Source organism: Ornithinimicrobium humiphilum (assembly GCF_006716885.1).
Classification (GTDB): domain Bacteria; phylum Actinomycetota; class Actinomycetes; order Actinomycetales; family Dermatophilaceae; genus Ornithinicoccus; species Ornithinicoccus humiphilus.
Genome location: NZ_VFPU01000003.1, coordinates 172,526 through 195,597 on the forward strand (window position 1 = coordinate 172,526; position 23,072 = coordinate 195,597).

Below are 23,072 nucleotides of genomic sequence, written 5' to 3' on the forward strand. Positions count from 1 at the left end.
CATGACCGAGGACCGAACTCCGCTCGCGCTCGTGGAGCGGACGGTGGCGCGGATCGAGCCGTTCGACGCCGACGCGGCCGCCATCGTGGGTGCGGCCATGGACGGCAAGGTCAAGCCGCTCAAGAGCCTGGGCCGGCTGGAGGTGCTGGCCGGTCGGCTGGCCGGGATCCAGCGCACCGCCGCCCCCCACGTCGACAGTCCCGCGGTCGTCATCTGCGCCGCCGACCACGGCCTCGCGGCCGGCGGCGTGAGCGCCTACCCGCAGGAGGTGACCGGGCTGATGCTGCAGGGCTTCGCCTCGGGCACCTCCGCCGTCGGCGTCCTCGCCCGGCAGTCCGGGGCCAGGCTGCTCGTCGCCGACCTCGGCGTGATCGCTCCCCCGCAGCTGCGCCCCGGCGACCACCCCGTCCTCGACCGGCGTGTCCGCTCCACCGGCACCGCCGACAGCTCGACCGGTCCCGCCATGACGCTCGAGGAGGCCCGGCAGGCGGTCGCCCACGGCATCGGGCTGGTCGAGGACCTCGTCGCCGACGGCGTCGACCTCGTCGCGCTGGGCGAGATGGGCATCGGCAACACCGCCACCGCCAGCGCGCTCACGGCGGCGCTGCTCGGCCGCGAGCCGGCCCGGCTCGTCGGCCCCGGCACCGGGGTGCAGGGCGAGGCTCTCGCCCGCAAGGTGCGCAAGGTCGAGGAGGTCCTCGCGCGGCACGCCGACGCCCGCGACCCGTGGGACGTGCTGGCCCGCGTCGGCGGGCTGGAGATCGCGGCGCTCGCCGGGGTGGTCCTCGGCTGCGCCGCGCACCGCGTGCCGGTCCTGCTCGACGGTTTCATCACCACGTCGGCCGCGCTGGTCGCCTGGCGCCTGGCCCCGACCTGCACGCACACCATGATCGCAGGCCACCTGTCCCCCGAGCCGGGGCACCAGGTGCAGCTGGAGGCCCTGGGTCTGCGGCCCGTCCTCGACCTGGGTATGCGGCTGGGCGAGGGCAGCGGCGCCGCGCTGGCGATCCCCGTCCTCCGCTCGGCCGTCGCGGTGCTGCGCGAGATGGGCAGCTTTGCCGACCTCGGGCTCGCCGACGAGGCCCCACCCGCCTGACATGGGGCTGCTCGACGCGGTCGCCTTCCTGACGCGCATCCCGGTCCCGGTCTCCCGCTCGCGGGTGCCGGACCTGGCACGTGCCACGGTGTGGTTCCCCCTGGTCGGCGCAGTGCTGGGCGCCGTCCTGCTCGGGCTCGGGACCGCGCTGACGGGGCCGCTGACGGTCCTCGTCGCCGCCGTGCTGGTGGTCGTCCTCGAGCTCGTGGTCACCGGAGCCCTCCACCTCGACGGCCTGGCCGACGTCACCGACGGGCTCGGCGGGCGCGACCGCGGGACCCGGCTGCGGATCATGAAGGACTCCGCGACCGGCGTCTACGGCGCCGCGGCCGTGGTCCTCTGCCTGGTCCTCGAGGTCGCCCTGCTGGTCGCGCTCCTCGACGGGGCCACGGCGGCGGTTCCCCCGACGTGGCTCCTCCCCGGGCTGCCCGCGTGGGCCGGGGTCGCCCTGGTCGGGGCGACGGCCTGGTCGCTGTCGCGCGCGGCGATGCTCCCGGTGGCGCTGGCTCTTCCCTACGCCCGGGCCGAGGGCACGGGCCGCACGGTCGTGGAGGGGCTGGCGCCACGGCATACCCTCCTGGCCTGGGTCGTTCCCGTCGTCCTGTGCGCGGTCCTCGGGACGACCGGCGCAGCGATGCTGCTCGCGGCACTCCTCGCCACCGCCGGCGTCGGCGCGCTCGCGCGACGGACCCTTGGTGGAGCGACGGGCGACGTCCTCGGGGCGACGGCCCAGGTGGCGCTGCTGGCCGCCCTCCTCGCGGCGGTCGCCGACCTCCCGACGGCCTGAGACGACCGTTCACCCGGCGAGACCGACCGCTGGTCGGTCCCGGGCGACCGTTCGTCGCGTCGGCAACCGCTCGGCGTGCGACGCTTTCCGCTCAGCGTCCCGTGCCGACCGCTGACCGGAACCGGCACCCCAGGTGCTCGCACAGCCGTGACCGGCGTCAATACCGTGACGCCCGTCACACCGCCGTGACGACGGCGGACCGCTTCTGCCAAGGAGAGACCTGTGAGTGCCCGTGAAAACGTCCCGCCGGGGGTGTCCTGATGGATGCCGCCAAGCGCCAGGAGTACTGGCGCCGCAACCTGCGCCTGATGGCGATCCTGCTCACGATCTGGGCCCTCGTGTCCTTCGGGGCCGGGATCATCTTCGTCGAGCCGCTGAATGACCTCGCGAACTTCATGGGGATGCCCCTGGGCTTCTGGTTCGCCCAGCAGGGGTCGATCCTGACCTTCCTCGTCCTCATCGCCGTCTACGTGTGGCGCATGGACAAGCTCGACAAGGAGTTCGGGATCACCGAGTACGAAGAGGGGATCCACCACTCATGAGCACCGTGCAGATCTGGACCCTCGTCTTCGTCGTCCTGACCTTCGGCTTCTACATCTACATCGCCTACGCGAGCCGGGTGAAGGACACGGCGGGCTTCTACGTCGCCAGCGGTGGCATCCCCGCCCCGGCCAACGGCGCCGCGATCGCGGCCGACTGGATGAGCGCCGCGTCGTTCATCTCGATGGCCGGCATCATCGCGCTGAGCAACAACGGCTACGCCGGCTCGGTCTACCTCATGGGCTGGACGGGCGGCTACGTGCTGCTGGCCATGCTCCTTGCGCCCTACCTGCGCAAGTTCGGCAAGTACACCGTCCCCGAGTTCGTCGGTGACCGCTACAACGAGTCGGCGCGCCTCATCGCGGTCGTCTGCGCGATCGTCGTCTCGTTCGTCTACGTCGCCGGCCAGATGTCCGGCGTCGGCGTGGTCTTCCAGCGTTTCCTGGGCGTCGACCAGACCCTCGGCGTCATCATCGGCATGGTCATCGTCTTCCTCTACGCCGTGCTCGGCGGCATGAAGGGCATCACCTGGACCCAGGTGGCGCAGTACTCCGTGCTCATCGTCGCCTACCTGATCCCGGCGGTCGCCATCTCCCAGAAGCTCACCGGCATCCCGCTCCCGCAGGTCGGCTTCGGGCAGATCATGAGCGATCTCAACGGGCTGCAGGCGGACTTCGGGCTGGCCGAGTACACCTCGCCGTTCACCCAGATGAACATGCTCAACATGATCCTCATGACGGCGACGCTGATGTTCGGCACCGCCGGTCTGCCGCACGTCATCGTGCGCTTCTACACGGCACGGAGCGTGCGGGCGGCCCGCTTCTCCGCGCTGTGGGCGCTGTTCTTCATCGCGCTGCTCTACACCACGGCCCCGGCCATCGGTGCGTTCAGCAAGTTCAACATCCTCAACCAGATCCCGGGCACCACGATCGGCCAGGAGCCGGAGTGGTTCCAGTCGTGGCAGGACGTCGGGCTGATCACCGTGGACGACCTCAACGGCAACGGCGTCATCGACGTCGACGGCGGCCTCGGCGCGGGCTTCGAGCTGGCCATCAACAACGACATCGTCGTGCTGGCCACGCCGGAGATCGCCGGCCTGCCCGCCCCGATCGTCGGTCTGGTCGCCGCCGGTGGTCTCGCCGCCGCGCTGTCGACGGCGTCCGGCCTGCTGCTGGTCATCTCCTCGGCGGTCGCCAACGACGTCTACTACAAGCGGATCAACCCGCAGGCGACGGAGGCCCGCCAGCTCATGGTCGGTCGCATCGCCATGGGTGCCGCGATCGTCGTCGCCGGCTACCTCGGCATCAACCCTCCCGGGTTCGTGGCCCAGGTAGTGGCGCTGGCCTTCGGACTCGGAGCGGCGAGCTTCTTCCCGATCCTCGTGCTGGGGATCTTCTGGAAGAAGACCACCGCGGTGGGAGCCGCCGCCGGTATGGCGACCGGTCTGCTCGTCACGCTGGCCTACCAGATCTGGACGCTGCCGATCTACGGCGGCAGCGACGGGATCCTGGGCATCACGGCCACCAGCTTCGGCGCCGTGGGCATGCTGATCAACTTCGCGGTGACGATCATCGTGTCGCAGTTCACGCCCAAGCCCACCGAGACCATGCAGCGCCTGGTCGAGGAGGTCCGCTACCCGGGTCGCAGCGAGCTGGTGGCGGCTCACGCCGAGGGTGCCGTCGACGAGGAGCTCATCCACGGCTCGCACGACGACCACGGTCGGCACCACTGAGCCGGCCCGCCCGCCCGTCCGGCGCGGCCGCGGACCGTCCCACCCGCGGCCGCGACGGGCGGCGCACCTCCACCTCCTCCCCTCTCTCCCCGTGAAGGCCCCACAATGGCGACCATGACCGCCCCGCCCCGCACCCGCCGGCAGCTGATGCCCGGGCAGAAGCGGCTGCTCGCCGCGAGCGCGCTGATGATCGTCGGGGCCTTCCTGCCCTGGCTCTACACGCCGCTGGGCACCGTGACCGGGATGCGCGGCCCCGGCCTGTGGACCGCCACGGTCGGGCTGCTGGCCCTCGCCGGCGCCCTCGTGCCGCTGCGCCTCCCGGCCGTGCTCCAGGCCCTCGTCGCCGCGGCCATCTGCATCGCCGTGCCGGTCTGGCAGTTCTGGCACCTCTTCGGCAAGGTCGGCATGGCCGGATGGACCCCGGGGCCAGGGCTGGTCCTCACCCTGGGCGGTGGGGTCCTGGCCCTCGTCGCCGCCCGGCAGATCTGGACGCTCCGCCCAGGGGCACCCGCCGCCTGAGAGCCGCTCCCGGACGAGGGCTGGCAGGCTGGACCCGTGACCACCGCACGCCGCCCCGCCCGCTCCACCACGACCGGAGTGCCGAGCTGGCTGCACCGGCTCGTGCCGGTGCTCGTCCTCGTCGGCCTGATGTGGGTCAGCGAGCTGCTCGACCTCCTCACCCCGCTGCAGCTGGACGCCTACGGCATCCGGCCCCGCGAGGCCGACGGGCTGGTCGGCATCGTGCTGAGCCCGTTCCTCCACCTCGGGCTGCCCCACCTGGTCGCCAACACCTCGGGCCTGCTGGTCCTGGGCGGCCTCGTCGCGACGACGACGCGGCACCTCTGGGTCGTCACCGCCGGGGTGGTGCTCCTGGGCGGGGCCGCGGTCTGGCTCCTGGGCGCGCCGCGCACCGTGGTCATCGGCGCCAGCGGGGTCGTCTACGGCTATGCCGCCTTCCTCGTGGTCTACGGCTTCGTCAGCCGCCGGGTGGCGCCGGCCCTCGTCGGCGTGCTGGTGGCGGTCCTCTACGGCGGGCTGCTCTGGGGCGTGCTGCCGCTCCAGCCCGGCATCTCCTGGCAGGGCCACCTCTTCGGCGGCGCCGCCGGGGTGATGATGGCCGTGGTCCTCGGTCGCCGCGACCGGCGACCCGCCTCAGCCCGCCGGTGACTCCTCGACCTCGACACCGAAGGCCGCGGCATACTCCGGGGCCAGCTCGAGGTAGCCGTCCCACCCGACCGTGCTGACCTCGCCGGTGCGGACGCTGTCGACGAGCCGGTCCAGGTAGTACTCCCAGCCCGGACCGACGTCGGTCACCGGCAGGTGCGGCCCCATCACCTGGGCGAACTCGAGCACCGTGCCGGACCCCTGGGCGCGGAACCGCAGGTCGAGCGTCCACACCTGGGCCGGGTCGTCGTCGCGGTTGTGCAGCCGCAGGTGGTGCGGCGGCTCGCACGCGTCGATGACGTAGATCTCGGAGCCGAGGTCGTCCTCGAAGCCCCAGGCGACCTCCACCTCGCCGGTCGAGGGGTCGCCCGTCCACGAGCCGAACCAGCGAGCGAGCCGGTCCGACTCGGTGACGGCGGCCCACACGTCCTCGACGGGGGCGGGGAAGGTGCGCTCGAGGACGAGGTGGTCCTCGCCGTCGCGGGTCTCGGGGCGTCCGGTGATGGTCATGCGATCTCTCCTGCCGTGCCTGAGGGTCGGTCCTGCTGCGCGACGGGCCGGCCGGCCCGCTCGCGCACGGTGCGGCGCACCTCGAGGTCGAGGGCGTCGAGACGGGAGGGGGGCACCGGCGGCCGCGAGGCTGCGGGTCCGCCCCGCTCGCTCAGGGCGGTCGCCCAGGTGGCGACCTCCTCGAGCGGGGTGGGCACGAGGGCGTAATGACGCTCGCGCCCCCGGTCGGTCGCGGTGACGAGACCGGCCTCGCCCAGGACGCGCAGGTGCCGACTGACGGCAGGCCGGGAGATGCCCCGGCCGGCGGTCAGGTCGACGACGCGCGCCGGCCCGGCGGCCAGCTGCTCCAGCAGGCCGCGCCGCACGGGGTCGGCGATCGCGTCGAAGACGTCCATGGCAGATAGGTAACCACTGAGTTACCTATCGGTCAAGCCCCTTCGGTCCACCCGGGTCAGGCACCCTCCTCCGGGGCCCCCTCGGCGGGGTCGCGGTCGTTCTCGCCGTCCTCGTCGGAGCCGCCGCTCGTGAGCATGTCCGGGTCGCTGTCCGGGTCCTGCTCCGGGTCGTAGCCCGTGTCCTTGCCGCTGGGGTTCTCGCTCATCCCTCCACCGTGGCACCGCCGGGGGTATGCCGCATCCCGGTCGGGCGGGTGCTGTGGCAGGGTCGGGACATGGCCCGGTTGCTCGTGGTGCACCACTCCCCGACCCGGGGCGTGCGCTCGCTGACCGACGCGGTGCTCGCGGGAGCCCACGACCCCGCGATCGAGGGCGTGGACGTCGTCGAGCGACCCGCGCTGGAGGCGAGCGCCGAGGACGTGCTCGCGGCCGACGGCTACCTGCTGGGGACGCCCGCCAACTTCGGCTACATGTCGGGGGCGCTCAAGCACTTCTTCGACAGCACCTTCCTGCGCGTCGGCGGGGCGCTGTCGCCGACCGGGGCCGCGGAGGCGTCGGCGGGGACGACGGCCGGGCGGCCGTTCGGGCTCTGGGTGCACGGCCGCTACGACACCACCGGAGCGGTCCGCTCCGTGCTGCCGATCGCCGGCGCCCTGGGCTGGCGCCAGGCCGCCGAGGTGCTCGAGGTGATGGGCGACGTCGGCGAGGCGGAGCGCGAGGCGGCCTACGAGCTCGGCGCCACGCTCGCCGCGCTGGTCGGCGACCGCTGAGCCGCGGCGGGCGACCCCAGCGTGGGGACCCGGCCAACCCGTCCCGGCCCCTCAGACCAGGCCCTCGTCGGCCGGGTCGGTGAGGCCGCCGTCGGCCTCCTCTCCCGTCCCCGGCTCCGGAGAGCCGATGTGCACGAGGGCGTCCCCGCTGTTGACCAGCGGCGCCTCGGTCCGACCGATGACGATGCCGTCGCGGTCGGCCTTCACGAGGGCCAGCCGGCGCCCGAAGGAGTTGAGCAGCTCGCCGAGCCGCTCCCCCTCGCGCACCTTCTGCCCGAGCTGGGCGTCCAGCCGCAGGATCCCGGTCCGGCGCGCCCGGACCCAGCCGCTGCGCCAGCAGACGTCGCTGGGGTGCTCGGGGTCCTCCAGCCCCGGCGGCGGGTCGATCATGCCGAGCCGCACCAGCACCCGCAGCACGCCGTCGACGCCCGCGGTGATCGCCCACTCGTCGAAGCGCCAGGCCTCGCCCGCCTCGTAGAGCAGCACGCGGGCCCCGCGGTCGACGGCCGCCGAGCGCAGCGAGCCGTCACGGAGCCGCGCGTGGTAGAGCACCGGCGCCCCGAACGCCTCGCCCAGCTCGCGGGTGCGGTCGTCCTCGAGGTCGCAGCGGATCTGCGGCAGGTTGCTGCGCCGGTCGGAGGCGGTGTGCAGGTCGATGCCGACGTCGCTCTTGGCGACGATCTCGGTCATCATCAGGTGCGCGATGCGGGCCGCCAGCGACCCGCGCGCCGACCCGGGGAAGCTGCGGTTGAGGTCGCGGCGGTCGGGCAGGTAGCGGTCGCCGGTCATCGTGCCGAGGACGTTGACGATCGGCACCGCGATGAGCGTGCCGCGGATCTCCCTGGCCGAGACCTGCTGCAGCACGCGGCGCACGATCTCGATGCCGACGACCTCGTCGCCGTGGATGGCGCCGTCGATCCACACCGTCGGGCCCTCCTCGCGGCCGTGCAGCACGTGGACCGGCAGGCTGACCTCGGCGCCCGTGATGAGCCGGGTGATGGGCAGCGACACCTCGCGTCGCGCCCCCGCCCGCACCCGGACCGTGCCGATCGCGAACGACGGCCGCAGCGCGCGGCCCACTAGCGGCCCCAGTTGCGGCGGCGCACGGCCCGCGGGGGCCGCCCGCCCGCGTAGGAGACGGCCGGGTCGACGAGGAAGCCCTGCACCAGCGCCTCGCGGCCCACGAGCATCCGGAAGCCCATCTCGTCGCGGCCGGTGAGCGTCACCTCGGCCTGCACCTCGCGGCCCGCCAGGACCATCGGGACGAGCACGACATACCTCGTCTCCTGGTGCCCCGAGCTGCTGCGGACGGTGCGGACGTCGTGCACCGGCAGCTCGACCGTCACGGAGTCCTCGGCGGTCGCCTGCCAGGGGTGGACGTCGAAGCGCACCCACCGCTGCCCGTCCACCTCGATCTCGCGGAGGTCGAAGGCGTGCAGCGACGAGGTGCGCGCTCCGGTGTCGATCTTGGCCTTGATCCAGGGCACGCCGAGAGCGTCGAGGCGGACCCACTCACGCCAGCCGACGACGGTCGGGGCGGGGGTGGTTTCATAGTCGGGACCAGGCACCCCCACATCTTGTCAGGACCCCGTTCGTGAAACTCGCCATCCTGTCCCGGTCGCTGCGCGCCTACTCCACGCAGCGGCTGCGCACGGCCGCACTGCAGCGCGGTCACCAGGTGAAGGTCCTCGACACGCTGCGCTTCGGGATCGACCTGTCGGGGCCCGAGCCGGACCTGCACTTCCGGGGTCGACCGCTGTCCTCCTACGACGCGGTGCTGCCCCGCATCGGCGCCTCGGTCACCTACTTCGGCACCGCCGTCGTGCGTCAGTTCGAGCAGATGGACGTCTACACGCCCAACACCGCCAACGGCATCATGAACAGCCGCGACAAGCTGCGCGCCAGCCAGATCCTGCTGCGTCACGAGATCGCGATGCCGGCCACCGTCTTCGTGCGCAACCGCGACGAGATCCCGCACGCGATCGAGATGGTCGGGGGCGCCCCGGTCGTCATCAAGCTGCTCGAGGGCACCCAGGGCATCGGCGTCATCCTCGCGCCCGAGATGAAGGTCGCCGAGGCCATCATCGAGACCCTGCACGGCACCAACCAGCAGGTGCTCATCCAGAGCTTCGTCAAGGAGAGCAGGGGCACCGACATCCGCGCGCTCGTCGTCGGCGACCGGGTGGTCGCGGCGATGCGGCGCCGCGCCTCCGGCGACGAGTTCCGCTCCAACGTGCACCGCGGCGGCAGCGTGGAGGCGGTCGACCTCGACCCGGAGTATGCCGAGGTGGCGGTCCGCAGCGCCCACATCATGGGCCTGCGCGTGGCCGGCGTGGACATGCTCGAGGGCAGCGACGGCCCGCTCGTCATGGAGGTCAACTCCTCCCCGGGCCTGCAGGGCATCGAGACGGCGACCAAGCTCGACGTCGCGGGCGCGATCGTCGACTACATCGCCGACCAGGCCGGCTTCCCCGACATCGACGTGCGCCAGCGGCTCTCCGTCTCCACGGGATACGGCGTGGCCGAGATCGCGGTCCACACCGGCTCGGAGCTGGTGGGCCGCACGATCGGCGAGTCCGGCCTGCTGGAGAAGGACGTCCAGGTGCTGACGCTGCACCGTGGCACCCGCGTCGTGCCCAACCCCGGCCCGTCCAAGGAGCTGGAGGAGGGCGACCGGCTGCTGTGCTTCGGGCGGCACGAGAGCATGCGCTCGCTCATCCCCGCGCGCAGCCGTCGGCCCAAGCGGGTGCGCAGGCTGCCGCGGCAGCCGATCGTCGAGACCGAGACGGCCTGACGCTCAGGCCGGCGTGACCGGCAGCCGGCGAGCCACCGCCGGCGGCACCAGCGGCATCCGCGGGGGCACCGGCTCGAGGCGCCGGTAGGGCTCCCCGGGCGCCGGGCGCGGGTCCGGCTCCCCCTTGACCGGCCACAGCGACAGGGCCCGTTCGGCCTGCGCGGTGATCGTCAGCGAGGGGTTGACACCGAGGTTGGCCGAGACCGTCGACCCGTCGACGACGTGCAGCCCCGGGTGCCCGTGGACCCGGTGGTAGGGGTCGACGACCCCGGTCCCGGCGCTCTCCCCGATCGCGCAGCCGCCGAGGAAGTGCGCGGTCATCGGGACGTCGAGCACGTCGCCGACGCTGCCGGCCGGGAAGCCGCCGATGCGCCGGGCCAGAGCCCGGGCCGCGCGGTGCGCCGCCGGGATCCAGGTCGGGTTGGGCTCGCCGTGGCCGCGGCCCGAGGTAAGCCGGAAACCGCCGAGCGGCCCGCGCCCCGCGCGCACCGTGATCGAGTTGTCGAGGCTCTGCATGACCAGCGCGATGGTCCCGCGCTCGGACCAGGAGTTGATGCCCGCGAGCATCCCGGCCGCCCGCACCGGGTGCCGCGCGACCTGCCCCAGCCAGCGCACCGGCCGCGGCACCCGGCCACCACCGTCGACGAGCAGCGTGGTGAGCAGCCCCATGGCGTTCTGCCCGTTGCCGTAGCGCACCGGCTCGACGTGGGTGTCCGGGTCGGGGTGGAAGCTGCTCGTGATCGCGACGCCGCGCGTGAAGTCGAGCCGGCGGTCGCGGTGGCGGCGCCCGGGCGGCACGAGCGCACCGACGAGAGCCTCGGAGTTGGTCCGGGTGAGCACGCCCAGCCGGTCGGACAGGTGCGGCAGGTCGCCGTCCTGCTTGAGCCGGTGCAGCAGGTGCTGGGTCCCCCAGGTGCCCGCCGCCAGCACGACGTGGTCGGCGGTGAGGGTGTGCCGTGGCGCGCGACGCCCGAGCAGCGCGCCCGAGCGGACCGTCTCCACGGCATACCCGCCCTGCGGCCGGGGTCGGATCCGCACGACCGTGGTGTCCGGGACGACGCGAGCACCGCCCCGCTCGGCGAACCACAGGTAGTTCTTGACCAGGGTGTTCTTGGCGCCGACCCGGCAGCCGACCATGCAGCCACCGCACTCGGTGCAGCCGGTGCGGCGCGGGCCGGTCCCGTCGAAGTAGGGGTCCGCGACCTCGACGCCCGGCTCCCTGCGACCGTCCCGGCCGAAGAAGACGCCGACCGGCGCGAGCCGGAAGGTGTGCCCGACGCCGAGCTCCTCGGCGACCTCGCGGTAGAGGTCGTCCACGGGCGTGGGGGCCGGGTTCGTCACCACGCCGAGCATCCGCGTCGCGGTGTCGTAGTGGGGCGCGAGCTCGGCCCGCCAGTCGGTGATGTGCGCCCACTGGGGGTCGTCGTAGAAGGCGTCGGCCTGCGGCCGGTAGAGCGTGTTGGCGTAGTTGAGCGAGCCGCCTCCGACCCCGGCACCGGCGAGCACGAGCACGTCGGGGAGCACGTGGATGCGCTGCACGCCGCGCAGTCCCAGCCGCGGCGCCCAGAGGAAGCGCCTCAGGTCCCAGGAGGTGCGGGCGAAGTCCTCGTCGGCGAACCGGCGACCCGCCTCGAGCACCGTGACGCGGTAGCCCTTCTCGGTCAGCCGCAGCGCGGCCACGCTCCCGCCGAAGCCGCTGCCCACCACGACCACGTCGGTGTGCTCGGTCTCGGCGCGGGACGGCATACGCGCGAGGCTAGCGCCCCCGCGGCCTGCCGGGAACAGGCCGCCTGCGGTGGACGGGAGAGGGGGGCAGGACGACAGTGAGGGGATGGCTGAGAAGAAGAAGGACGACCCCGGCCCCAGCGTCAAGGATCCGGAGATGTACGAGTCCCTGCGCGAGGACGGCGCGAGCAAGGCGAAGGCGGCGGCCATCTCCAACGCGGCCGCCAACACCTCCCGCGAGGAGGTCGGCAGCAAGGGCGGCTCGAGCGGGTCCTACGAGGACTGGACGGTCGACGAGCTGCGCGAGCGGGCGGCCGAGCTCGACGTCGAGGGCCGCTCGGACATGACCAAGGACGAGCTGATCACGGCGCTGCGAGAGTAAACCGTCGGCCGTGAGCGAGCACGCCCCGCACCCGGACGACGACCGGTCCGAGTCGCGCGACCAGCGGATGGACCGCAACTTCGTCGAGCTCCTCCAGGAGCTGCGCGTCCTGCAGACCGGCACCCAGATCCTCGCCGGCTTCCTCATGACGCTGCCCTTCCAGGCACGCTTCGTCGACCTCGGCACCGAGCACCGCTACGTCTTCCTGGTCGCGATCGTGCTGGCCTTCGTCACGACCGTGCTGCTCGTCGGGCCGGTCAGCGTGCACCGGGCGCTCTTCCGGCGGCACATGAAGGCCGAGCTGGTGCAGGTCTCCCACGTGATGGCGCGGGCCGGTCTCGTGACGCTGGGCCTGACGATGGCGAGCGTGCTGCTGCTCGTCTTCGGGGTGGTCCTGGGCGAGCCGAGCCTGCGGGCTACGTCGCCGGGGGCGTCTCGGTGGTCGTCTTCGGCGTCGTCTGGTGGGCGGTGCCGCACTGGCTCCGGAGGCAGAGCACCTGAGCCGTCACCGACGGGTGCGCGCCGCCCGGTCGGTGGCGGCGAAGCGCACCAGCAGGTCGGCCGCGACGCTCACCGCGATGGTCGCCGGCTCCTTGCCGACCAGGTCGGGCAGACCGATGGGCGTGACCACGCGGTCGACGACCTCCTCCACGAGCCCGCCCTCGACGAGCCGGCGCCGGAGCCGCGCCCACTTGGTGCGCGAGCCGATCAGCCCGACGCTCCCCAGCCCCTCGGTCCGCAGCGCGGCGTCCACGACGGCCGCGTCCTCGGCGTGGTCGTGGGTCATCACGAGCACGTGGGTGCCGGCGGGCAGCGTGCCGAGCACGAGCTCCGGCAGCACGGGTATGCGGTGCGGGTGCACCCGGGCGTGCGCGTCGGCGAGCGGCGCGAGGGCCTCGTCCGAGAGGGCCTCGGGCCGGGTGTCGACGAGGTGCAGGTCGAGGTCGTGGCGGGCGAGGACCCGGGCCAGCTCGTGGCCCACGTGGCCCAGGCCGACGATCGCGACCGCGGGCACGACGGGCAACGGCTCGAGGAGGACGTCGACCTCGCCGCCGCAGCACTGCACACCGTGCCGGGCGGGGGCCTTCTCCGAGAGCGTGGTCGAGAACGTCTCCGGACGACGGGTGCCCTCGCCCAGCATCGCCCGGGCCCGCTCGACGGCGAGCGCCTCGAGGTTGCCGCCCCCGACGGTGTCCCAGGTGCGCTCCGCCGAGACCACCATCTTGGCGCCGGCCTCGCGCGGGGCGTGGCCGCGCACCGACGTCAGGGTGACGAGCACGCCGGGCTCCCGGCGCGTCCGCAGGTGCTCCACCGCGGCGAGCCAGCGCATCAGTCCTCCGCGAGCTCCGCGAGCACGGCCTCGGACTCCGGCCGGCGCTCGGGCGCCGCGGGGTCGGGCCCCGGGGGCCGGCGGTCCGCGGCCGGGTCGACGTGGCCGGCGGAGACGCCGTGCGCCGAGCGGGCCTCCTGCAGCGCCCAGAAGACCGTCTCCGGGGTGGCCGGGCTGGCCAGGTCGACGCTCGTGCCCGCCGGGCCGAAGGCCGCGCACGCCTGGCGCAGCGCCTCGCGCAGCGACAGGGCGAGCATGAGGGGCGGCTCGCCGACCGCCTTGGAGCCGTAGACCGCGCCCTCCTCGTGCGCCTGCTCGAGAAGGTTCACGTGAAACACCGGCGGCAGCTCGGAGAAGCTCGGCAGCTTGTAGGTGCTGGCGCTCTGGGTGAGCAGGCGGCCGCGCCCGTCGCCGTCGGACTCGTCCCACCGCAGGTCCTCGAGGGTGAGCCAGCCCGCACCCTGCACGTAGGCACCCTCGATCTGGCCCAGGTCGACGAGCGGGGAGAGGCTGTCGCCGACGTCGTGCACGATGTCGACGCGCAGGGTCCGGTAGGCCCCCGTGAAGCCGTCGACCTCGACCTCGGTCGCGGCGACGCCGTGGGCGAAGTACTTGAAGGGGCTGCCGCGCATCTCGCGGGAGTCCCAGTGCAGGCCCTCGGTCCGGTAGTAGCCGGCGGCGAAGAGGTGGACCCGGGCGAAGTAGGCGCTGCGCACCAGGTCGTCCCACGGGACGGTCTCGTCCGTGCCGAGCCCGGAGACCACGCCGTCGGAGAAACGCACGTCGGGCGCCGGCACCCCGAGGCGCTGCGCCGCCACCTGTGCCAGCCGCTCGCGGATCTGCTCGCAGGCGTCCTTGACCGCGGCACCGTTGAGGTCGGCGCCGGAGGAGGCCGCGGTCGCCGAGGTGTTGGGGACCTTGTCGGTCCGCGTCGGGGCCAGGCGCACCGACCCCAGCGGGACGCCGAGGGTGGTGGCCGCGACCTGGAGCATCTTGGTGTGCAGCCCCTGGCCCATCTCGGTGCCACCGTGGTTGACCAGCACCGAGCCGTCCTTGTAGACGTGGACGAGCGCCCCGGCCTGGTTGAAGGCCGTGAGGTTGAAGGAGATGCCGAACTTCACCGGCGTCACCCCGATCGCCCTCCTGGCGTGCTCGTGGGTCGCGTTGAACTCGGCCACCTCGGCCCGCCGGCGCTCCAGCTCGCCGCTGCAGGCCACCTGCTCCCACGCGGTGACGAGTCGCCCGGCCTGCGTGATGCGCTGGCCGTAGGGAGTGCTCTGGCCGTCCTCGTAGAAGTTGCGGCGCCGCAGCTCGTGCGGCTCCAGCCCGAGCAGCGGGGCGCAGCGGCCGAGGACGTCCTCGATGACGAGCATGCCCTGCGGTCCGCCGAAGCCGCGGAAGGCCGTCTGCGAGGTCTTGTTGGTCCGCGCGATCCGGCCGGTGAGCCGCACGTGCGGGATCCAGTAGGCGTTGTCGACGTGGCACAGCGCCCGCGCGAGCACCGGCTCGGACAGGTCGAGGCTCCAGCCGCCGTCCGAGGTCAGCGTCGCCTCGAGCGCCTGCAACCGGCCGTCGGCGTCGAAGCCCACCCGCCAGCTCGCGTGGAAGCCGTGCCGCTTGCCCGTCATCGTCAGGTCCTGGGTGCGGGTGAGCCGGAGCCGGACCGGTCGCCCGGTGAGGCGTGCACCCAGGGCCGCGATCGCGGCATACCCGTGCGGCTGCATCTCCTTGCCGCCGAAGCCGCCGCCCATGCGCAGGCACTGCACGGTGACCTCGGAGCTGCGCAGCCCGAGCACGTGCGCCACGATCTCCTGCGTCTCGCTGGGGTGCTGCGTGCTGCTCTGGACGAAGATGCGCCCGTCGTCCTCGACGGAGGCGAGGCTGGCGTGCGTCTCGAGGTAGAAGTGCTCCTGGCCGGCGAGCTCGGTCTCGCCCGAGAAGGTGTGGACCGCTCCCTCGAGGCCGCTCCCCAGGTCGCCGCGGGCGACGGTCGGCTGGGCCCCCTGGAAGCTCTCGGCCGCGATCGCCTCGCGCAGGGAGACGATCGCCGGGAGCGGCTCGTAGTCGACCTCGACGGCGGCGGCGCCGCGGCGGGCGGCCTCGGCGGTCTCGCCGAGCACCCAGCAGACCGCGTGCCCGACGAAGCAGACCTCGTCGGGGAAGAGGGGCTCGTCGTTCTTCACCCCGGCGTCGTTGACGCCGGGCACGTCGTCGCCGGTGAGCACGCGGACCACGCCGGGGACCGCGAGCGCCGGGGCGGTGCGCAGGCCGGTGACGCGGGCGTGGGCATGGGGCGACTGCACGGGCCAGGCGTGGAGCACGTCCTTGGTGCGCGGCACGAGGTCGTCGGTGTAGAGCGCGTGCCCGGTGACGTGCAGCTCGGCCGACTCGTGCGGGACGGCGCGGCCGACGACGGGGTCGGGCGGACGCTGGGACAGCGCGCTCATGCCGCACCTGCCGAGCGGGCGTGCAGCCGCAGCAGCGACTGCTCGAGCATGGCGCGGCGGTAGCGGTCGCTGGCCCGGTGGTCGGACATGGGCGTGCCCTCGGAGCCGAGCACCTCGGCGGCGTGGGCGACGGGCGCCCCGTCCCAGGGGGCACCGGTGAGGGCCTCCTCCGTGCGGCGGGCGCGCAGCGGCGTGGCCGCGACCCCGCCCAGGCCGATCCGGGCGCGCGCGACGGTGCCGTCGACGACGTCGAGGGCGACGGCGACGGCCACGCTGGAGATGTCGTCGAAGCGCCGCTTGGCGATCTTGGTGAACGCCGTCGTGCCGGCCAGCGGCAGCGGCACGACGACCTCGGTGATGAGCTCGTCGCGGGCGCGCACGGTGGTGCGGTAGCCGGTGAAGTAGTCGGCGAGCGGCACGCTCCGCGCACCCTCCGGGCCGGCCAGGACGAGCGAGGCGTCGAGCGCCAGGAGCACGGGGGCGGCGTCGCCGATGGGCGAGGCGGTGCCGAGGTTGCCGCCGAGGGTCGCGCCGTTGCGGATCAGCCGCGAGGCGAACTGCGGGAAGAGCTCCTGGAGCAGCGGCACCCGGCCGTCCAGCGCCCGCTCCACCTCGGTCAGGGTGAGGCCGGCGCCGATGCGGATCTCGTCGTCGGTCTGCCCGAGGGTGCGCAGCTCCTCGAGGCGGTCGACCGCCACCACCAGGGGCGGGCGGGCGCCGCGCAGGTTGACCTCGACCCCGACGTCGGTCGCGCCCGCGACGACGACGGCGTCCGGGTGCTCGGCGAGCAGCGCGGTGGCCTCCCCCAGCGAGCGCGGGCGGACGAAGCGGGCACCGTCGGCCTCCAGCACGGTATGCCGTGGTGCCGGGGGCGGGTCGGCGCGGCGGGCGGCGAGGGGGTCGGTCTCATCGGGGTCGCCGAGGGCGTAGGCGGCGTCGCGGATCGGGCGGTAGCCGGTGCAGCGGCACAGGTTGCCCGAGAGCGCGTGCAGGTCGAAGCCGTTGGGCCCGTGCTCGGGGTCGGGGGCGGCGTCGTGCCTGCCATCGTCCGCCGTGGTCGCCGTCCGCCCCGGGCGGTAGAACTCCGCCGCCATCGAGCAGACGAAGCCCGGCGTGCAGTAGCCGCACTGCGACCCGCCGCGCACCGCCATCTCGTGCTGGACCGGGTGCAGCGCACCGGGGCGGCCGAGGCCCTCGGCCGTGAGCACCTCCTGGCCGTCGAGGGCGGCGGCCGGCACCAGGCAGGCGTTGACGGCGACCCACTCGGTGGGCGGCCCGTCGGGCCGGGTGGCCGGGCAGGCGACGAGCACCGCGCAGGCCCCGCACTCCCCCTCGGCGCAGCCCTCCTTGGCCCCGGTGAGCCCGCGGCCCCGCAGCCAGTCGAGGGTCGTGGTGTGCGGCGTCACGCCCTGCAGCGGCAGCACCGCCCCGTTGACCGTCACGCCCGGAGGCGCGGCCGTCCCCGTGTCGTTGCCGCCCCCGCTGCCCGCGGGGACCGACGTCGTCGTCATCTGCCGGCTCCCATCGTCGTCGACGACCTCACCGTACCTCCGGCCCGTCACCCCGGGCAGGACCTTCCTGCGGGGGCCCGGGAGGTGCGGGCCGGACCTCAGTCGTCCTCCCCGGCCCCGAGCAGCTCGCGGACGGCAGCCTCCACCGCTCCCTGCCGGCGCACGGGCGAGCGCCCCGTGGCCTTGGGGACCGTGACGGTCTCGCCCTCCTCGTAGTGCTCGAGGACCCGGGGGTCGATGTAGGAGCCCTTGGCGACCGTCGGCGTGTTGCCGAGGAACTCCGAGACCTCCTCGACCGCGGCCTTGATCGCGCGACGGCGCGAGGCCTGCGTGTCGCCGGGCTCGGGACTGCTCGCGAGCGCGACGGCCGCGTGCACCGTGGCGTGCCAGGTGCGGAAGTCCTTGGCCGTGAGGTCGCCGTCGAAGAGCTCGCCGAGGTAGGCGTTGACGTCGTCGGCGTCCAGGTCGTGCCAGCCGCGCTCGCCCTTCCACGCCAGCACCCGCTCGGAGCCGGTCCGCCGGCGCCGCATGATCCGCAGCGCCGCCGTGACGTCCTCGTCCTCGTCCTCGATCGTCAGCTCCTGCTCCACGCCGTGCTTGCCGACGAAGCAGAAGCGCAGCCCGCCCCGGACCGACCGGACGTGCTGGCGCTCCAGGGTGGTGAGCCCGAAGGTGCCGTTGAGGTCGGTGTAGACGTCGTGACCGATCCGGAAGTAGCCCAGGTCGAGCATGCGGACGGCGGTCGCGCAGGCCCGCTCCCACGGCATACCCTCCCGGCGCAGGTCGCGCGCGACCCGCCGGCGCGCGGCGGGCAGCGCGGCCGACGCCTCGACGATCCGCTCGAACTTCTCCTCGTCGCGGTGGACGCGCCAGTCGGGGTGGTAGAGGTACTGCCGGCGGCCGGCGTCGTCGGTGCCCACCGCCTGCAGGTGGCCGTTGGCGCGGGGGCAGATCCACACGTCGCTCCACGCCGGCGGGATCGCGAGCGCCTTGATGCGCTCGACCTCCTCCGCGGGCAGCCTCGTGCCGTCGCCGTCGAGGTAGGTGAAGCCCTTGCCCGCGCGGCGCCGGGTCCAGCCGGGCTCGTCGGGCGAGACCCTGCGCAGTCTGACCATGGAGCAGTATGCGGTCGCGCGCGGTCGGTTCGGCAACCCGAACCGCCCCGGTCCCACCCGCGGGAATCGCACCGCGGCCTCCGTTCGTTGACACGTCATACGTCCCTCGACCAGGAAGGCTTCACCTCATGGCTCGCATCGTGATCTTCGGCGGCACCGGCTACTCCGGCTCCAACATCGCGCGGGAGGCGGTGGGACGCGGCCATACGGTCGTCTCCTACAGCCGCAAGGCGCCGACCGAGCCGATCGACGGCGTCGACTACCGGACCGGCTCGATGGCCGACCCGGCCGTCGTCGAGGAGGCCGCGCAGGGCGCCGACCAGCTCGTCGTGGCCCTGCACGCCGCGGACGTGGACGGGCAGCCGATGGTGGTCGTCGTGCCCACGCTGGTCGAGGCCGCGCGCAGGCACGGCGCCCGCCTGTCGTTCGTGGGCGGTGCCGGCTCCTCGCTCGTCGCCGAGGGCGGCCCCCGCCTCGTGGACACCCCCGACTTCCACGACGACTGGAAGCCCGAGGCGCTGGCCCACGCCGACGTGCTCGAGGCTCTGCGGCAGGCTCCGGAGGACCTCGACTGGTTCTACGTCTCGCCCGCCGCGCTCTACGGCTCCTTCGCCCCCGGCGAGACGACCGGCAGCTACCGCACCGGCGGCGACCTGCTCGTGACCAAGGAGGACGGCTCCTCGGAGATCTCGGGCACCGACCTCGCGAAGGCCTACGTCGACGAGATCGAGTCCGGCGCCCACCCGCGCCAGCGGTTCACCGTGGGTCACTGACCCTTCCGCGGGTCGGTTGTCCGACCGTCCCCCCGGGTCGATACTGGGGGGACGGTCGACAGTCAGGAGGTCACCGATGACCTACGTGATCGCGCAGCCGTGCGTGGACGTCCTGGACCGGGCCTGCGTCGAGGAGTGCCCGGTCGACTGCATCTACGAGGGCGCCCGGATGCTCTACATCCATCCCGACGAGTGCGTCGACTGCGGCGCCTGCGAGCCGGTGTGCCCCGTCGAGGCCATCTACTACGAGGACGACCTGCCGACCGAGCACACGCCCTACCTGCAGGACAACGCCGACTTCTTCTTCGACACCCTGCCCGGCCGGGACGAACCGCTGGGCTCCCCCGGCGGCGCGGCGGCGCTGGGGCCGGTGGGTGTCGACACCCCGCTGGTCGCGGCGCAGCCGCCCGCCCCCTGATCGATCGTTCGTCCCCACCCACCCATCAAGGAGCAGGTATGGCGCACGGAGACATCACCCACATCGACATCCCGGTCAGCGACATGGGGCGGGCCACCGAGTTCTACGGCTCGCTCTTCGGCTGGCAGATCGCCGAGATCGAGGGCTTCGAGGGCTACCCGATGTGGCAGGCCCCCAACCAGGTCAGCGGCGGCGGCCTGGCGCCGCGGTCCGAGGACTTCAGCCAGCCGCGCAGCTACGTCGAGGTGGACTCGATCGACGAGACGCTCGAGAAGGTCGTCGCGATGGGCGGCACCGTGCAGATGGGGAGGTCGCCGATCAGCGAGACCAGCTGGTGGGCGATCTTCACCGACCCCGACGGCAACACGGTCGGGCTCTTCGAGGGCTCGGTCTAGGCCCGGCGCACCAGCAGCGCGCACGCGTGCGCGGCCGCGTCCTCGAGCAGCTCCGGCGCGCGGGCGACGAGGTCCTCCAGCGGGGCGGGACCCGGGGCGATCGAGAGCGCCGCGGTGATCCCGGCCTCCCGGCAGGCCGCGGCGTCGAGCGCCACCCGCCCGGCCAGCACGACCACCGCGCAGCCCTCGGGCGCCGTGCGGCGGACGGCGTCGACGACCTTGCCACCGAGCGACTGCTCGTCGAGGCTGCCCTCGCCCGTGAGCACGACGTCGGCGGTGGCCAGCGCCTCGCGCAGCCCCACCGCGTCGGCGACCAGCTCGGCCCCCGGCCGCAGGCGGGCGCCGAGCAGGGTGGAGGCCGCGAGAGGGAGCGCGCCGGCGGCGCCCAGGCCGGGGGCGGTGCGCAGCTGCTCGGGGTCGTTCCCGGTGATCGCGGCCAGCACGCCCGCCAGGTGGGCCAGCCCGGCGTCGAGGACCGGCACGTCCTCGGGCGAGGCGCCCTTCTGCGGGCCGAAGACGGCGGCGGCACCGCGGGGTCCGCAGGCCGGGTTGTCGACGTCGACCGCGATCCGCCAGTCCACCTGGCGGGCGCGGGGGTGGAGGGCGTCCTGGTCGATCGCGTGGATCGCGCCCAGGCCCTGCCCGCCCGGCTCCACCGGCTGACCGTCCGCGTCGAGGAAGCGGGCGCCGAGGCCGGTGAGCAGCCCGGTGCCGCCGTCGGTGCTGGCCGAGCCCCCGACGCAGAGCAGGACCTCCTGCAGGTCCGTCGACTCCGGGCGGTCGAGCAGCGCTCGGGCGATGAGACCGACGCCGTGCGAGTCGGCCCGGAGCGGCTGGAGCGGCACGTCCGAGACGTGCGGCAGCCCGTTGCCCTCGGCGGCCTCGATCAGGGCGGTGCGGCCGTCCGGCGAGATCCCGTATCGCCCGGTGCGCGGGCGGCCGATCGCGTCGACCGTGCCCACCTCGACCGGCTCCGTCCCCCAGACCGCGAGCAGCACGTCGAGCGTGCCCTCGCCACCGTCGGCGAGCGGCCGCTCGAGCACCGTGGCGCCGGGGCCGAGGACCGCGCGGGCCCCGCGGGCCATGGCCGCGGCCGCCTCGTCGGCCGGCAGGCTTCCCTTGAACGAGTCGGGCGCGACGACGACGGTGAGCTGCTCGGAAGCCATGGCCCGACCCTAGACGCGGGAACCCGGTCTCCACTTCCGACGCGTTGTTGTCCTGCTGGACCGATGCATCGGTCCAGCAGGACAACGACGTGGGGTGAGTCGGAGCAATGCCGGTAGCCTCGCCGCATGAGCGAGGTCGTGACGATCCGGCGCTATCCGGTGAAGGCCATGGGCGGCGAGGCGCTGGAGCGCGTCGAGGTCGACGCGCGAGGGCTGGTGGGCGACCGCTGGTATGCCGTCGTCGACACCGACGGCCGCCTCGCCTCGGCCAAGGACTCCCGGCGCTTCCGTCGGCGCGACGAGGTGCTGGCGTATGCCGCGGCCACCACGGCCGACGGCGTCGCGGTCACCGGTGCGGGCGGCGGCTGGTGGGCGGTCGACGACCCGGAGCTGGACGCCGAGCTGTCACGGCATACCGGGACCGGGTTGGCGGTGCGGCCCGAGGTCGACGTGCCGCACCAGGACGGGGGCGCCGTCTCGCTCGTCGGCACCGCGAGCCTGGAGTGGTGCCGGCAGCAGTGGGGCGTCGACGCCGACCCGCGCCGGCTGCGGGTCAACCTCGTGGTGGAGACGAGCGAGCCGTTCGAGGAGGAGTCGTGGGTCGGCCGCGAGGTCACCGTCGGCGGCGCGACGCTGCGCGTGGTGGAGCGGGTGCCACGCTGCCGCACCGTGGACGTCGCCCAGGACGGCGTCGAGCCCAGGGACCGGCTGCTGACCCCCCTCGGGGCCGAGCGCGACCTGTGCCTGGCGGTCTACGCCGACGTGGTCGTGCCGGGGACGGTCGCCGTCGGTGACCCCGTGGTGGCGACCACCTCCTGACGGAACGCCCGGCTCGGGGCCTACCGCCACCGGGGTCAGGGCAGCCGCTCGCCCCTCATGAGCCGCGACGCGTAGACGTTGGTGACGACCTCACCGTCGAGCCAGGCCGACAGCCGCGCCGCCTCCCGGTCCAACGCCTCCCGGCCCTCGGGCGGGACACGCTCCTCCCCGCCGGGCAAGAGCACCACGCGCACCGTGCCGTCGGGGTCCTGCGCCCAGGCGCCGGCGATCCGTCCGTCCCACCAGGCGGTGTTGCCGGCGTTGCCGTTGGTGTCGAACAGGTAGGGCACGTCGCGCGGGTCGAGGTAGAAGTCGCGTCCGCGCCAGCCCATCGTCGTGGCGTCGAGGGTCGGCAGCAGCGCCGCCCACGGCCCGACCGGCCCCTCCTCCTCGTCGTCGCCGGGCAGCACCCACCCGTGCGCCCCACCGTCGAGAGCCACCCGGACGGCCCCGACGTCGGCGAGCGCGGCGCGCACCGCCGTCTTCGTCGAGCCCAGCCACCAGACGAGGTCGTCCTCGGTGCCGGGGCCGAAGCTGCCCAGCCAGCGCCGCACCAGCTCCGCGTAGCCCTCCTCGGTGGAGGTCGGGTCGAGCGGGGCGCCGAGCCAGTCGGTCATCAGGGTCCAGGTGGGGCGGGACACCCGCCAGGAGCCGGCGTTGGGCCCGCGCGTGATCCGCCCCTCGGCCCAGAGCATCGTGAGCACGCGGGGGGCCACCGGGGCGGTGCGACCCCAGCGCTTGTCGAGGTTGCCGGTCGTCGTCGTCCCGGCGAGCTCGGGCAGCTCCTCCCGCAGCTGGCGTGCCGTGAGCGGCGGTGAGCCGGCGAGCCTGTCCAGGACCGCTCGCGCGGCCGCCTCGAGCCAGACGGCGCCGTCGTCGGCGATGCCGTGGTGCTCGGCGTCACGGACGAGGCGGCGCCCCTCCTCGGCGGCCACCCGGGCCGACGCGCTCCCCAGCGCCGCGGGCAGCAGGTCGCGCGGGAAGGCGAAGATGGTGCGCCGCATCGCCGGATGCTTGACCAGCGAGCGCTCCTGGAAGAGGGCTGCGTCGACGTCGCCGAGGGGAGTCGAGGTCGTCCGCGCGTGCACCGAGAGGTAGGGCGTCGCCTGCTCGGTCGCGTGCAGCACCGTCAGCGCGCGGGTCGCGGCGACCGGCCCGTCCACCCGGTGGTCGGGGTGCAGCGCGTGGCGGCGCGCCAGTCGA

At 74.0% G+C, this 23,072-nt stretch carries 25 protein-coding genes and 1 pseudogene; 14 read left to right on the plus strand and 12 right to left on the minus strand.

Annotated features, from left to right (window positions below):
- Nucleotide 1: 1 nt before the first annotated feature.
- From cobT to FB476_RS15940, 6 genes are all read left to right on the plus strand, one after another.
- The gene (gene cobT, locus FB476_RS15915) at nt 2–1,096 is read left to right on the plus strand and encodes a nicotinate-nucleotide--dimethylbenzimidazole phosphoribosyltransferase (protein ID WP_141821209.1); all 1,095 of its coding nucleotides are present in this window, start codon (nt 2–4) and stop codon (nt 1,094–1,096) included.
- A 1-nt stretch (nt 1,097) separates the two neighbouring features.
- Nucleotides 1,098–1,883, plus strand: coding sequence for an adenosylcobinamide-GDP ribazoletransferase (gene cobS / locus FB476_RS15920; RefSeq protein ID WP_141821211.1), 786 nt, complete (start codon nt 1,098–1,100; stop codon nt 1,881–1,883).
- Between the two features lie 260 nt (nt 1,884–2,143).
- Nucleotides 2,144–2,425 carry a DUF4212 domain-containing protein gene (locus tag FB476_RS15925; protein ID WP_141821213.1) on the plus strand — a complete coding sequence of 94 codons (282 nt, stop codon included), beginning with the start codon at nt 2,144–2,146 and terminating at the stop codon, nt 2,423–2,425.
- Nucleotides 2,422–4,155 (plus strand): sodium:solute symporter family protein, encoded by a 1,734-nt coding sequence (locus FB476_RS15930; protein WP_141821215.1) that lies wholly within the window; start codon nt 2,422–2,424, stop codon nt 4,153–4,155. The genes FB476_RS15925 and FB476_RS15930 overlap by 4 nt, the downstream gene beginning before the upstream one ends.
- Nucleotides 4,156–4,269: 114 nt before the next feature.
- Nucleotides 4,270–4,674, plus strand: coding sequence for a hypothetical protein (locus FB476_RS15935; RefSeq protein WP_202877062.1), 405 nt, complete (start codon nt 4,270–4,272; stop codon nt 4,672–4,674).
- 36 nt (nt 4,675–4,710) lie between these two features.
- The gene (locus FB476_RS15940; RefSeq protein ID WP_238329835.1) at nt 4,711–5,322 is read left to right on the plus strand and encodes a rhomboid family intramembrane serine protease; all 612 of its coding nucleotides are present in this window, start codon (nt 4,711–4,713) and stop codon (nt 5,320–5,322) included.
- Here the strand turns inward: FB476_RS15940 and FB476_RS15945 are convergent.
- From FB476_RS15945 to FB476_RS16555, 3 genes are read right to left on the minus strand one after another with little or no spacing between them, the layout of a single operon-like run.
- Complete coding sequence (locus FB476_RS15945) at nt 5,308–5,829, minus strand: SRPBCC domain-containing protein (RefSeq protein WP_141821217.1); 522 nt, start codon at nt 5,827–5,829, stop codon at nt 5,308–5,310. The genes FB476_RS15940 and FB476_RS15945 overlap by 15 nt on opposite strands.
- Entirely contained in the window at nt 5,826–6,224 is a 399-nt protein-coding gene (locus tag FB476_RS15950) for an ArsR/SmtB family transcription factor (RefSeq protein WP_141821219.1), read from the minus strand. The genes FB476_RS15945 and FB476_RS15950 overlap by 4 nt, the downstream gene beginning before the upstream one ends.
- Before the next feature lie 56 nt (nt 6,225–6,280).
- Nucleotides 6,281–6,430, minus strand: a complete 150-nt coding sequence (locus FB476_RS16555; protein WP_170233694.1) for a hypothetical protein — start codon at nt 6,428–6,430, stop codon at nt 6,281–6,283.
- A gap of 69 nt (nt 6,431–6,499) precedes the next feature.
- On the opposite strand from FB476_RS16555, the gene FB476_RS15955 reads away from it, so the two are divergent.
- Nucleotides 6,500–6,994: a flavodoxin family protein gene (locus FB476_RS15955; protein ID WP_141821279.1), complete on the plus strand. Its 495-nt coding sequence runs from the start codon at nt 6,500–6,502 to the stop codon at nt 6,992–6,994.
- Nucleotides 6,995–7,045: 51 nt separating this feature from the next.
- On the opposite strand, the gene FB476_RS15960 is transcribed toward FB476_RS15955, so the two are convergent.
- Both FB476_RS15960 and FB476_RS15965 read right to left on the minus strand, forming a co-directional pair.
- On the minus strand, nt 7,046–8,074 hold the full coding sequence (locus tag FB476_RS15960) for a succinylglutamate desuccinylase/aspartoacylase family protein (RefSeq protein ID WP_238329836.1): 1,029 nt from the start codon (nt 8,072–8,074) through the stop codon (nt 7,046–7,048).
- On the minus strand, nt 8,074–8,562 hold the full coding sequence (locus FB476_RS15965; protein WP_141821222.1) for an ATP-dependent zinc protease family protein: 489 nt from the start codon (nt 8,560–8,562) through the stop codon (nt 8,074–8,076). Before FB476_RS15965 ends, FB476_RS15960 begins: the two co-directional genes overlap by 1 nt.
- A 26-nt stretch (nt 8,563–8,588) precedes the next feature.
- Between FB476_RS15965 and rimK the strand changes: the two genes are divergently transcribed.
- A complete protein-coding gene (gene rimK / locus FB476_RS15970; protein WP_141821224.1) occupies nt 8,589–9,788 on the plus strand; it encodes a 30S ribosomal protein S6--L-glutamate ligase in 1,200 nt (399 codons plus the stop codon).
- A 3-nt stretch (nt 9,789–9,791) separates the two neighbouring features.
- Here the strand turns inward: rimK and FB476_RS15975 are convergent, their stop codons facing one another.
- Nucleotides 9,792–11,534, minus strand: coding sequence for a GMC family oxidoreductase (locus FB476_RS15975; RefSeq protein ID WP_141821226.1), 1,743 nt, complete (start codon nt 11,532–11,534; stop codon nt 9,792–9,794).
- An 85-nt stretch (nt 11,535–11,619) separates the two neighbouring features.
- Here FB476_RS15975 and FB476_RS15980 point away from each other — a divergent pair, with 85 nt between their 5' ends.
- Together FB476_RS15980 and FB476_RS17040 are read left to right on the plus strand one after the other, a co-directional pair.
- The gene (locus FB476_RS15980; protein WP_141821228.1) at nt 11,620–11,895 is read left to right on the plus strand and encodes a DUF7218 family protein; all 276 of its coding nucleotides are present in this window, start codon (nt 11,620–11,622) and stop codon (nt 11,893–11,895) included.
- Nucleotides 11,896–11,962: 67 nt separating this feature from the next.
- Nucleotides 11,963–12,238: pseudogene (locus tag FB476_RS17040) on the plus strand (DUF6328 family protein); the annotation flags it as partial.
- A gap of 162 nt (nt 12,239–12,400) precedes the next feature.
- Here the strand turns inward: FB476_RS17040 and xdhC are convergent.
- The 4 genes from xdhC to FB476_RS16010 all read right to left on the minus strand — a co-directional run bounded on the left by xdhC (nt 12,401) and on the right by FB476_RS16010 (nt 18,298).
- Nucleotides 12,401–13,225, minus strand: coding sequence for a xanthine dehydrogenase accessory protein XdhC (xdhC, locus tag FB476_RS15995; RefSeq protein ID WP_141821232.1), 825 nt, complete (start codon nt 13,223–13,225; stop codon nt 12,401–12,403).
- Nucleotides 13,225–15,672 (minus strand): xanthine dehydrogenase molybdopterin binding subunit, encoded by a 2,448-nt coding sequence (xdhB, locus tag FB476_RS16000; protein ID WP_141821234.1) that lies wholly within the window; start codon nt 15,670–15,672, stop codon nt 13,225–13,227. Before xdhB ends, xdhC begins: the two co-directional genes overlap by 1 nt.
- Nucleotides 15,669–17,183, minus strand: coding sequence for a xanthine dehydrogenase small subunit (locus FB476_RS16005; protein ID WP_141821236.1), 1,515 nt, complete (start codon nt 17,181–17,183; stop codon nt 15,669–15,671). Before FB476_RS16005 ends, xdhB begins: the two co-directional genes overlap by 4 nt.
- Before the next feature lie 98 nt (nt 17,184–17,281).
- The gene (locus FB476_RS16010; RefSeq protein WP_141821238.1) at nt 17,282–18,298 is read right to left on the minus strand and encodes a DNA topoisomerase IB; all 1,017 of its coding nucleotides are present in this window, start codon (nt 18,296–18,298) and stop codon (nt 17,282–17,284) included.
- Between the two features lie 128 nt (nt 18,299–18,426).
- On the opposite strand from FB476_RS16010, the gene FB476_RS16015 reads away from it, so the two are divergent.
- From FB476_RS16015 to FB476_RS16025, 3 genes are all read left to right on the plus strand, one after another.
- Nucleotides 18,427–19,071, plus strand: a complete 645-nt coding sequence (locus FB476_RS16015; protein ID WP_141821240.1) for an NAD(P)-dependent oxidoreductase — start codon at nt 18,427–18,429, stop codon at nt 19,069–19,071.
- 76 nt (nt 19,072–19,147) lie between these two features.
- Nucleotides 19,148–19,489: a ferredoxin gene (fdxA, locus tag FB476_RS16020; RefSeq protein WP_141821242.1), complete on the plus strand. Its 342-nt coding sequence runs from the start codon at nt 19,148–19,150 to the stop codon at nt 19,487–19,489.
- 38 nt (nt 19,490–19,527) lie between these two features.
- The gene (locus tag FB476_RS16025) at nt 19,528–19,884 is read left to right on the plus strand and encodes a VOC family protein (RefSeq protein WP_141821244.1); all 357 of its coding nucleotides are present in this window, start codon (nt 19,528–19,530) and stop codon (nt 19,882–19,884) included.
- On the opposite strand, the gene FB476_RS16030 is transcribed toward FB476_RS16025, so the two are convergent.
- A complete protein-coding gene (locus FB476_RS16030; RefSeq protein ID WP_141821246.1) occupies nt 19,881–21,050 on the minus strand; it encodes a glycerate kinase in 1,170 nt (389 codons plus the stop codon). The genes FB476_RS16025 and FB476_RS16030 overlap by 4 nt on opposite strands.
- A 126-nt stretch (nt 21,051–21,176) precedes the next feature.
- Here FB476_RS16030 and FB476_RS16035 point away from each other — a divergent pair, with 126 nt between their 5' ends.
- Nucleotides 21,177–21,869, plus strand: a complete 693-nt coding sequence (locus FB476_RS16035) for an MOSC domain-containing protein (RefSeq protein WP_141821249.1) — start codon at nt 21,177–21,179, stop codon at nt 21,867–21,869.
- 35 nt (nt 21,870–21,904) lie between these two features.
- On the opposite strand, the gene FB476_RS16040 is transcribed toward FB476_RS16035, so the two are convergent.
- Nucleotides 21,905–23,072: winged helix DNA-binding domain-containing protein (locus FB476_RS16040; protein ID WP_141821251.1), on the minus strand; the 1,168-nt coding region annotated here is incomplete at its 5' end.

Excerpts from the sequence above, each read along its gene's own strand:
- cobT (WP_141821209.1), top strand. The coding sequence starts at position 2 with ATGACCGAGGACCGAACTCCGCTCGCGCTCGTGGAGCGGACGGTGGCG.
- FB476_RS15980 (WP_141821228.1), top strand. The coding sequence starts at position 11,620 with ATGGCTGAGAAGAAGAAGGACGACCCCGGCCCCAGCGTCAAGGATCCG.
- FB476_RS15950 (WP_141821219.1), bottom strand. The coding sequence starts at position 6,224 with ATGGACGTCTTCGACGCGATCGCCGACCCCGTGCGGCGCGGCCTGCTG.
- fdxA (WP_141821242.1), top strand. The coding sequence starts at position 19,148 with ATGACCTACGTGATCGCGCAGCCGTGCGTGGACGTCCTGGACCGGGCC.
- FB476_RS15935 (WP_202877062.1), top strand. The coding sequence starts at position 4,270 with ATGACCGCCCCGCCCCGCACCCGCCGGCAGCTGATGCCCGGGCAGAAG.
- cobS (WP_141821211.1), top strand. The coding sequence starts at position 1,098 with ATGGGGCTGCTCGACGCGGTCGCCTTCCTGACGCGCATCCCGGTCCCG.
- FB476_RS15925 (WP_141821213.1), top strand. The coding sequence starts at position 2,144 with ATGGATGCCGCCAAGCGCCAGGAGTACTGGCGCCGCAACCTGCGCCTG.
- FB476_RS15975 (WP_141821226.1), bottom strand. The coding sequence starts at position 11,534 with ATGCCGTCCCGCGCCGAGACCGAGCACACCGACGTGGTCGTGGTGGGC.
- FB476_RS16555 (WP_170233694.1), bottom strand. The coding sequence starts at position 6,430 with ATGAGCGAGAACCCCAGCGGCAAGGACACGGGCTACGACCCGGAGCAG.
- FB476_RS15930 (WP_141821215.1), top strand. The coding sequence starts at position 2,422 with ATGAGCACCGTGCAGATCTGGACCCTCGTCTTCGTCGTCCTGACCTTC.
- FB476_RS15955 (WP_141821279.1), top strand. The coding sequence starts at position 6,500 with ATGGCCCGGTTGCTCGTGGTGCACCACTCCCCGACCCGGGGCGTGCGC.
- FB476_RS15945 (WP_141821217.1), bottom strand. The coding sequence starts at position 5,829 with ATGACCATCACCGGACGCCCCGAGACCCGCGACGGCGAGGACCACCTC.
- xdhC (WP_141821232.1), bottom strand. The coding sequence starts at position 13,225 with ATGCGCTGGCTCGCCGCGGTGGAGCACCTGCGGACGCGCCGGGAGCCC.
- FB476_RS16015 (WP_141821240.1), top strand. The coding sequence starts at position 18,427 with ATGGCTCGCATCGTGATCTTCGGCGGCACCGGCTACTCCGGCTCCAAC.
- FB476_RS16030 (WP_141821246.1), bottom strand. The coding sequence starts at position 21,050 with ATGGCTTCCGAGCAGCTCACCGTCGTCGTCGCGCCCGACTCGTTCAAG.
- xdhB (WP_141821234.1), bottom strand. The coding sequence starts at position 15,672 with ATGAGCGCGCTGTCCCAGCGTCCGCCCGACCCCGTCGTCGGCCGCGCC.
- FB476_RS16010 (WP_141821238.1), bottom strand. The coding sequence starts at position 18,298 with ATGGTCAGACTGCGCAGGGTCTCGCCCGACGAGCCCGGCTGGACCCGG.
- FB476_RS16035 (WP_141821249.1), top strand. The coding sequence starts at position 21,177 with ATGAGCGAGGTCGTGACGATCCGGCGCTATCCGGTGAAGGCCATGGGC.
- FB476_RS16025 (WP_141821244.1), top strand. The coding sequence starts at position 19,528 with ATGGCGCACGGAGACATCACCCACATCGACATCCCGGTCAGCGACATG.
- FB476_RS16005 (WP_141821236.1), bottom strand. The coding sequence starts at position 17,183 with ATGACGACGACGTCGGTCCCCGCGGGCAGCGGGGGCGGCAACGACACG.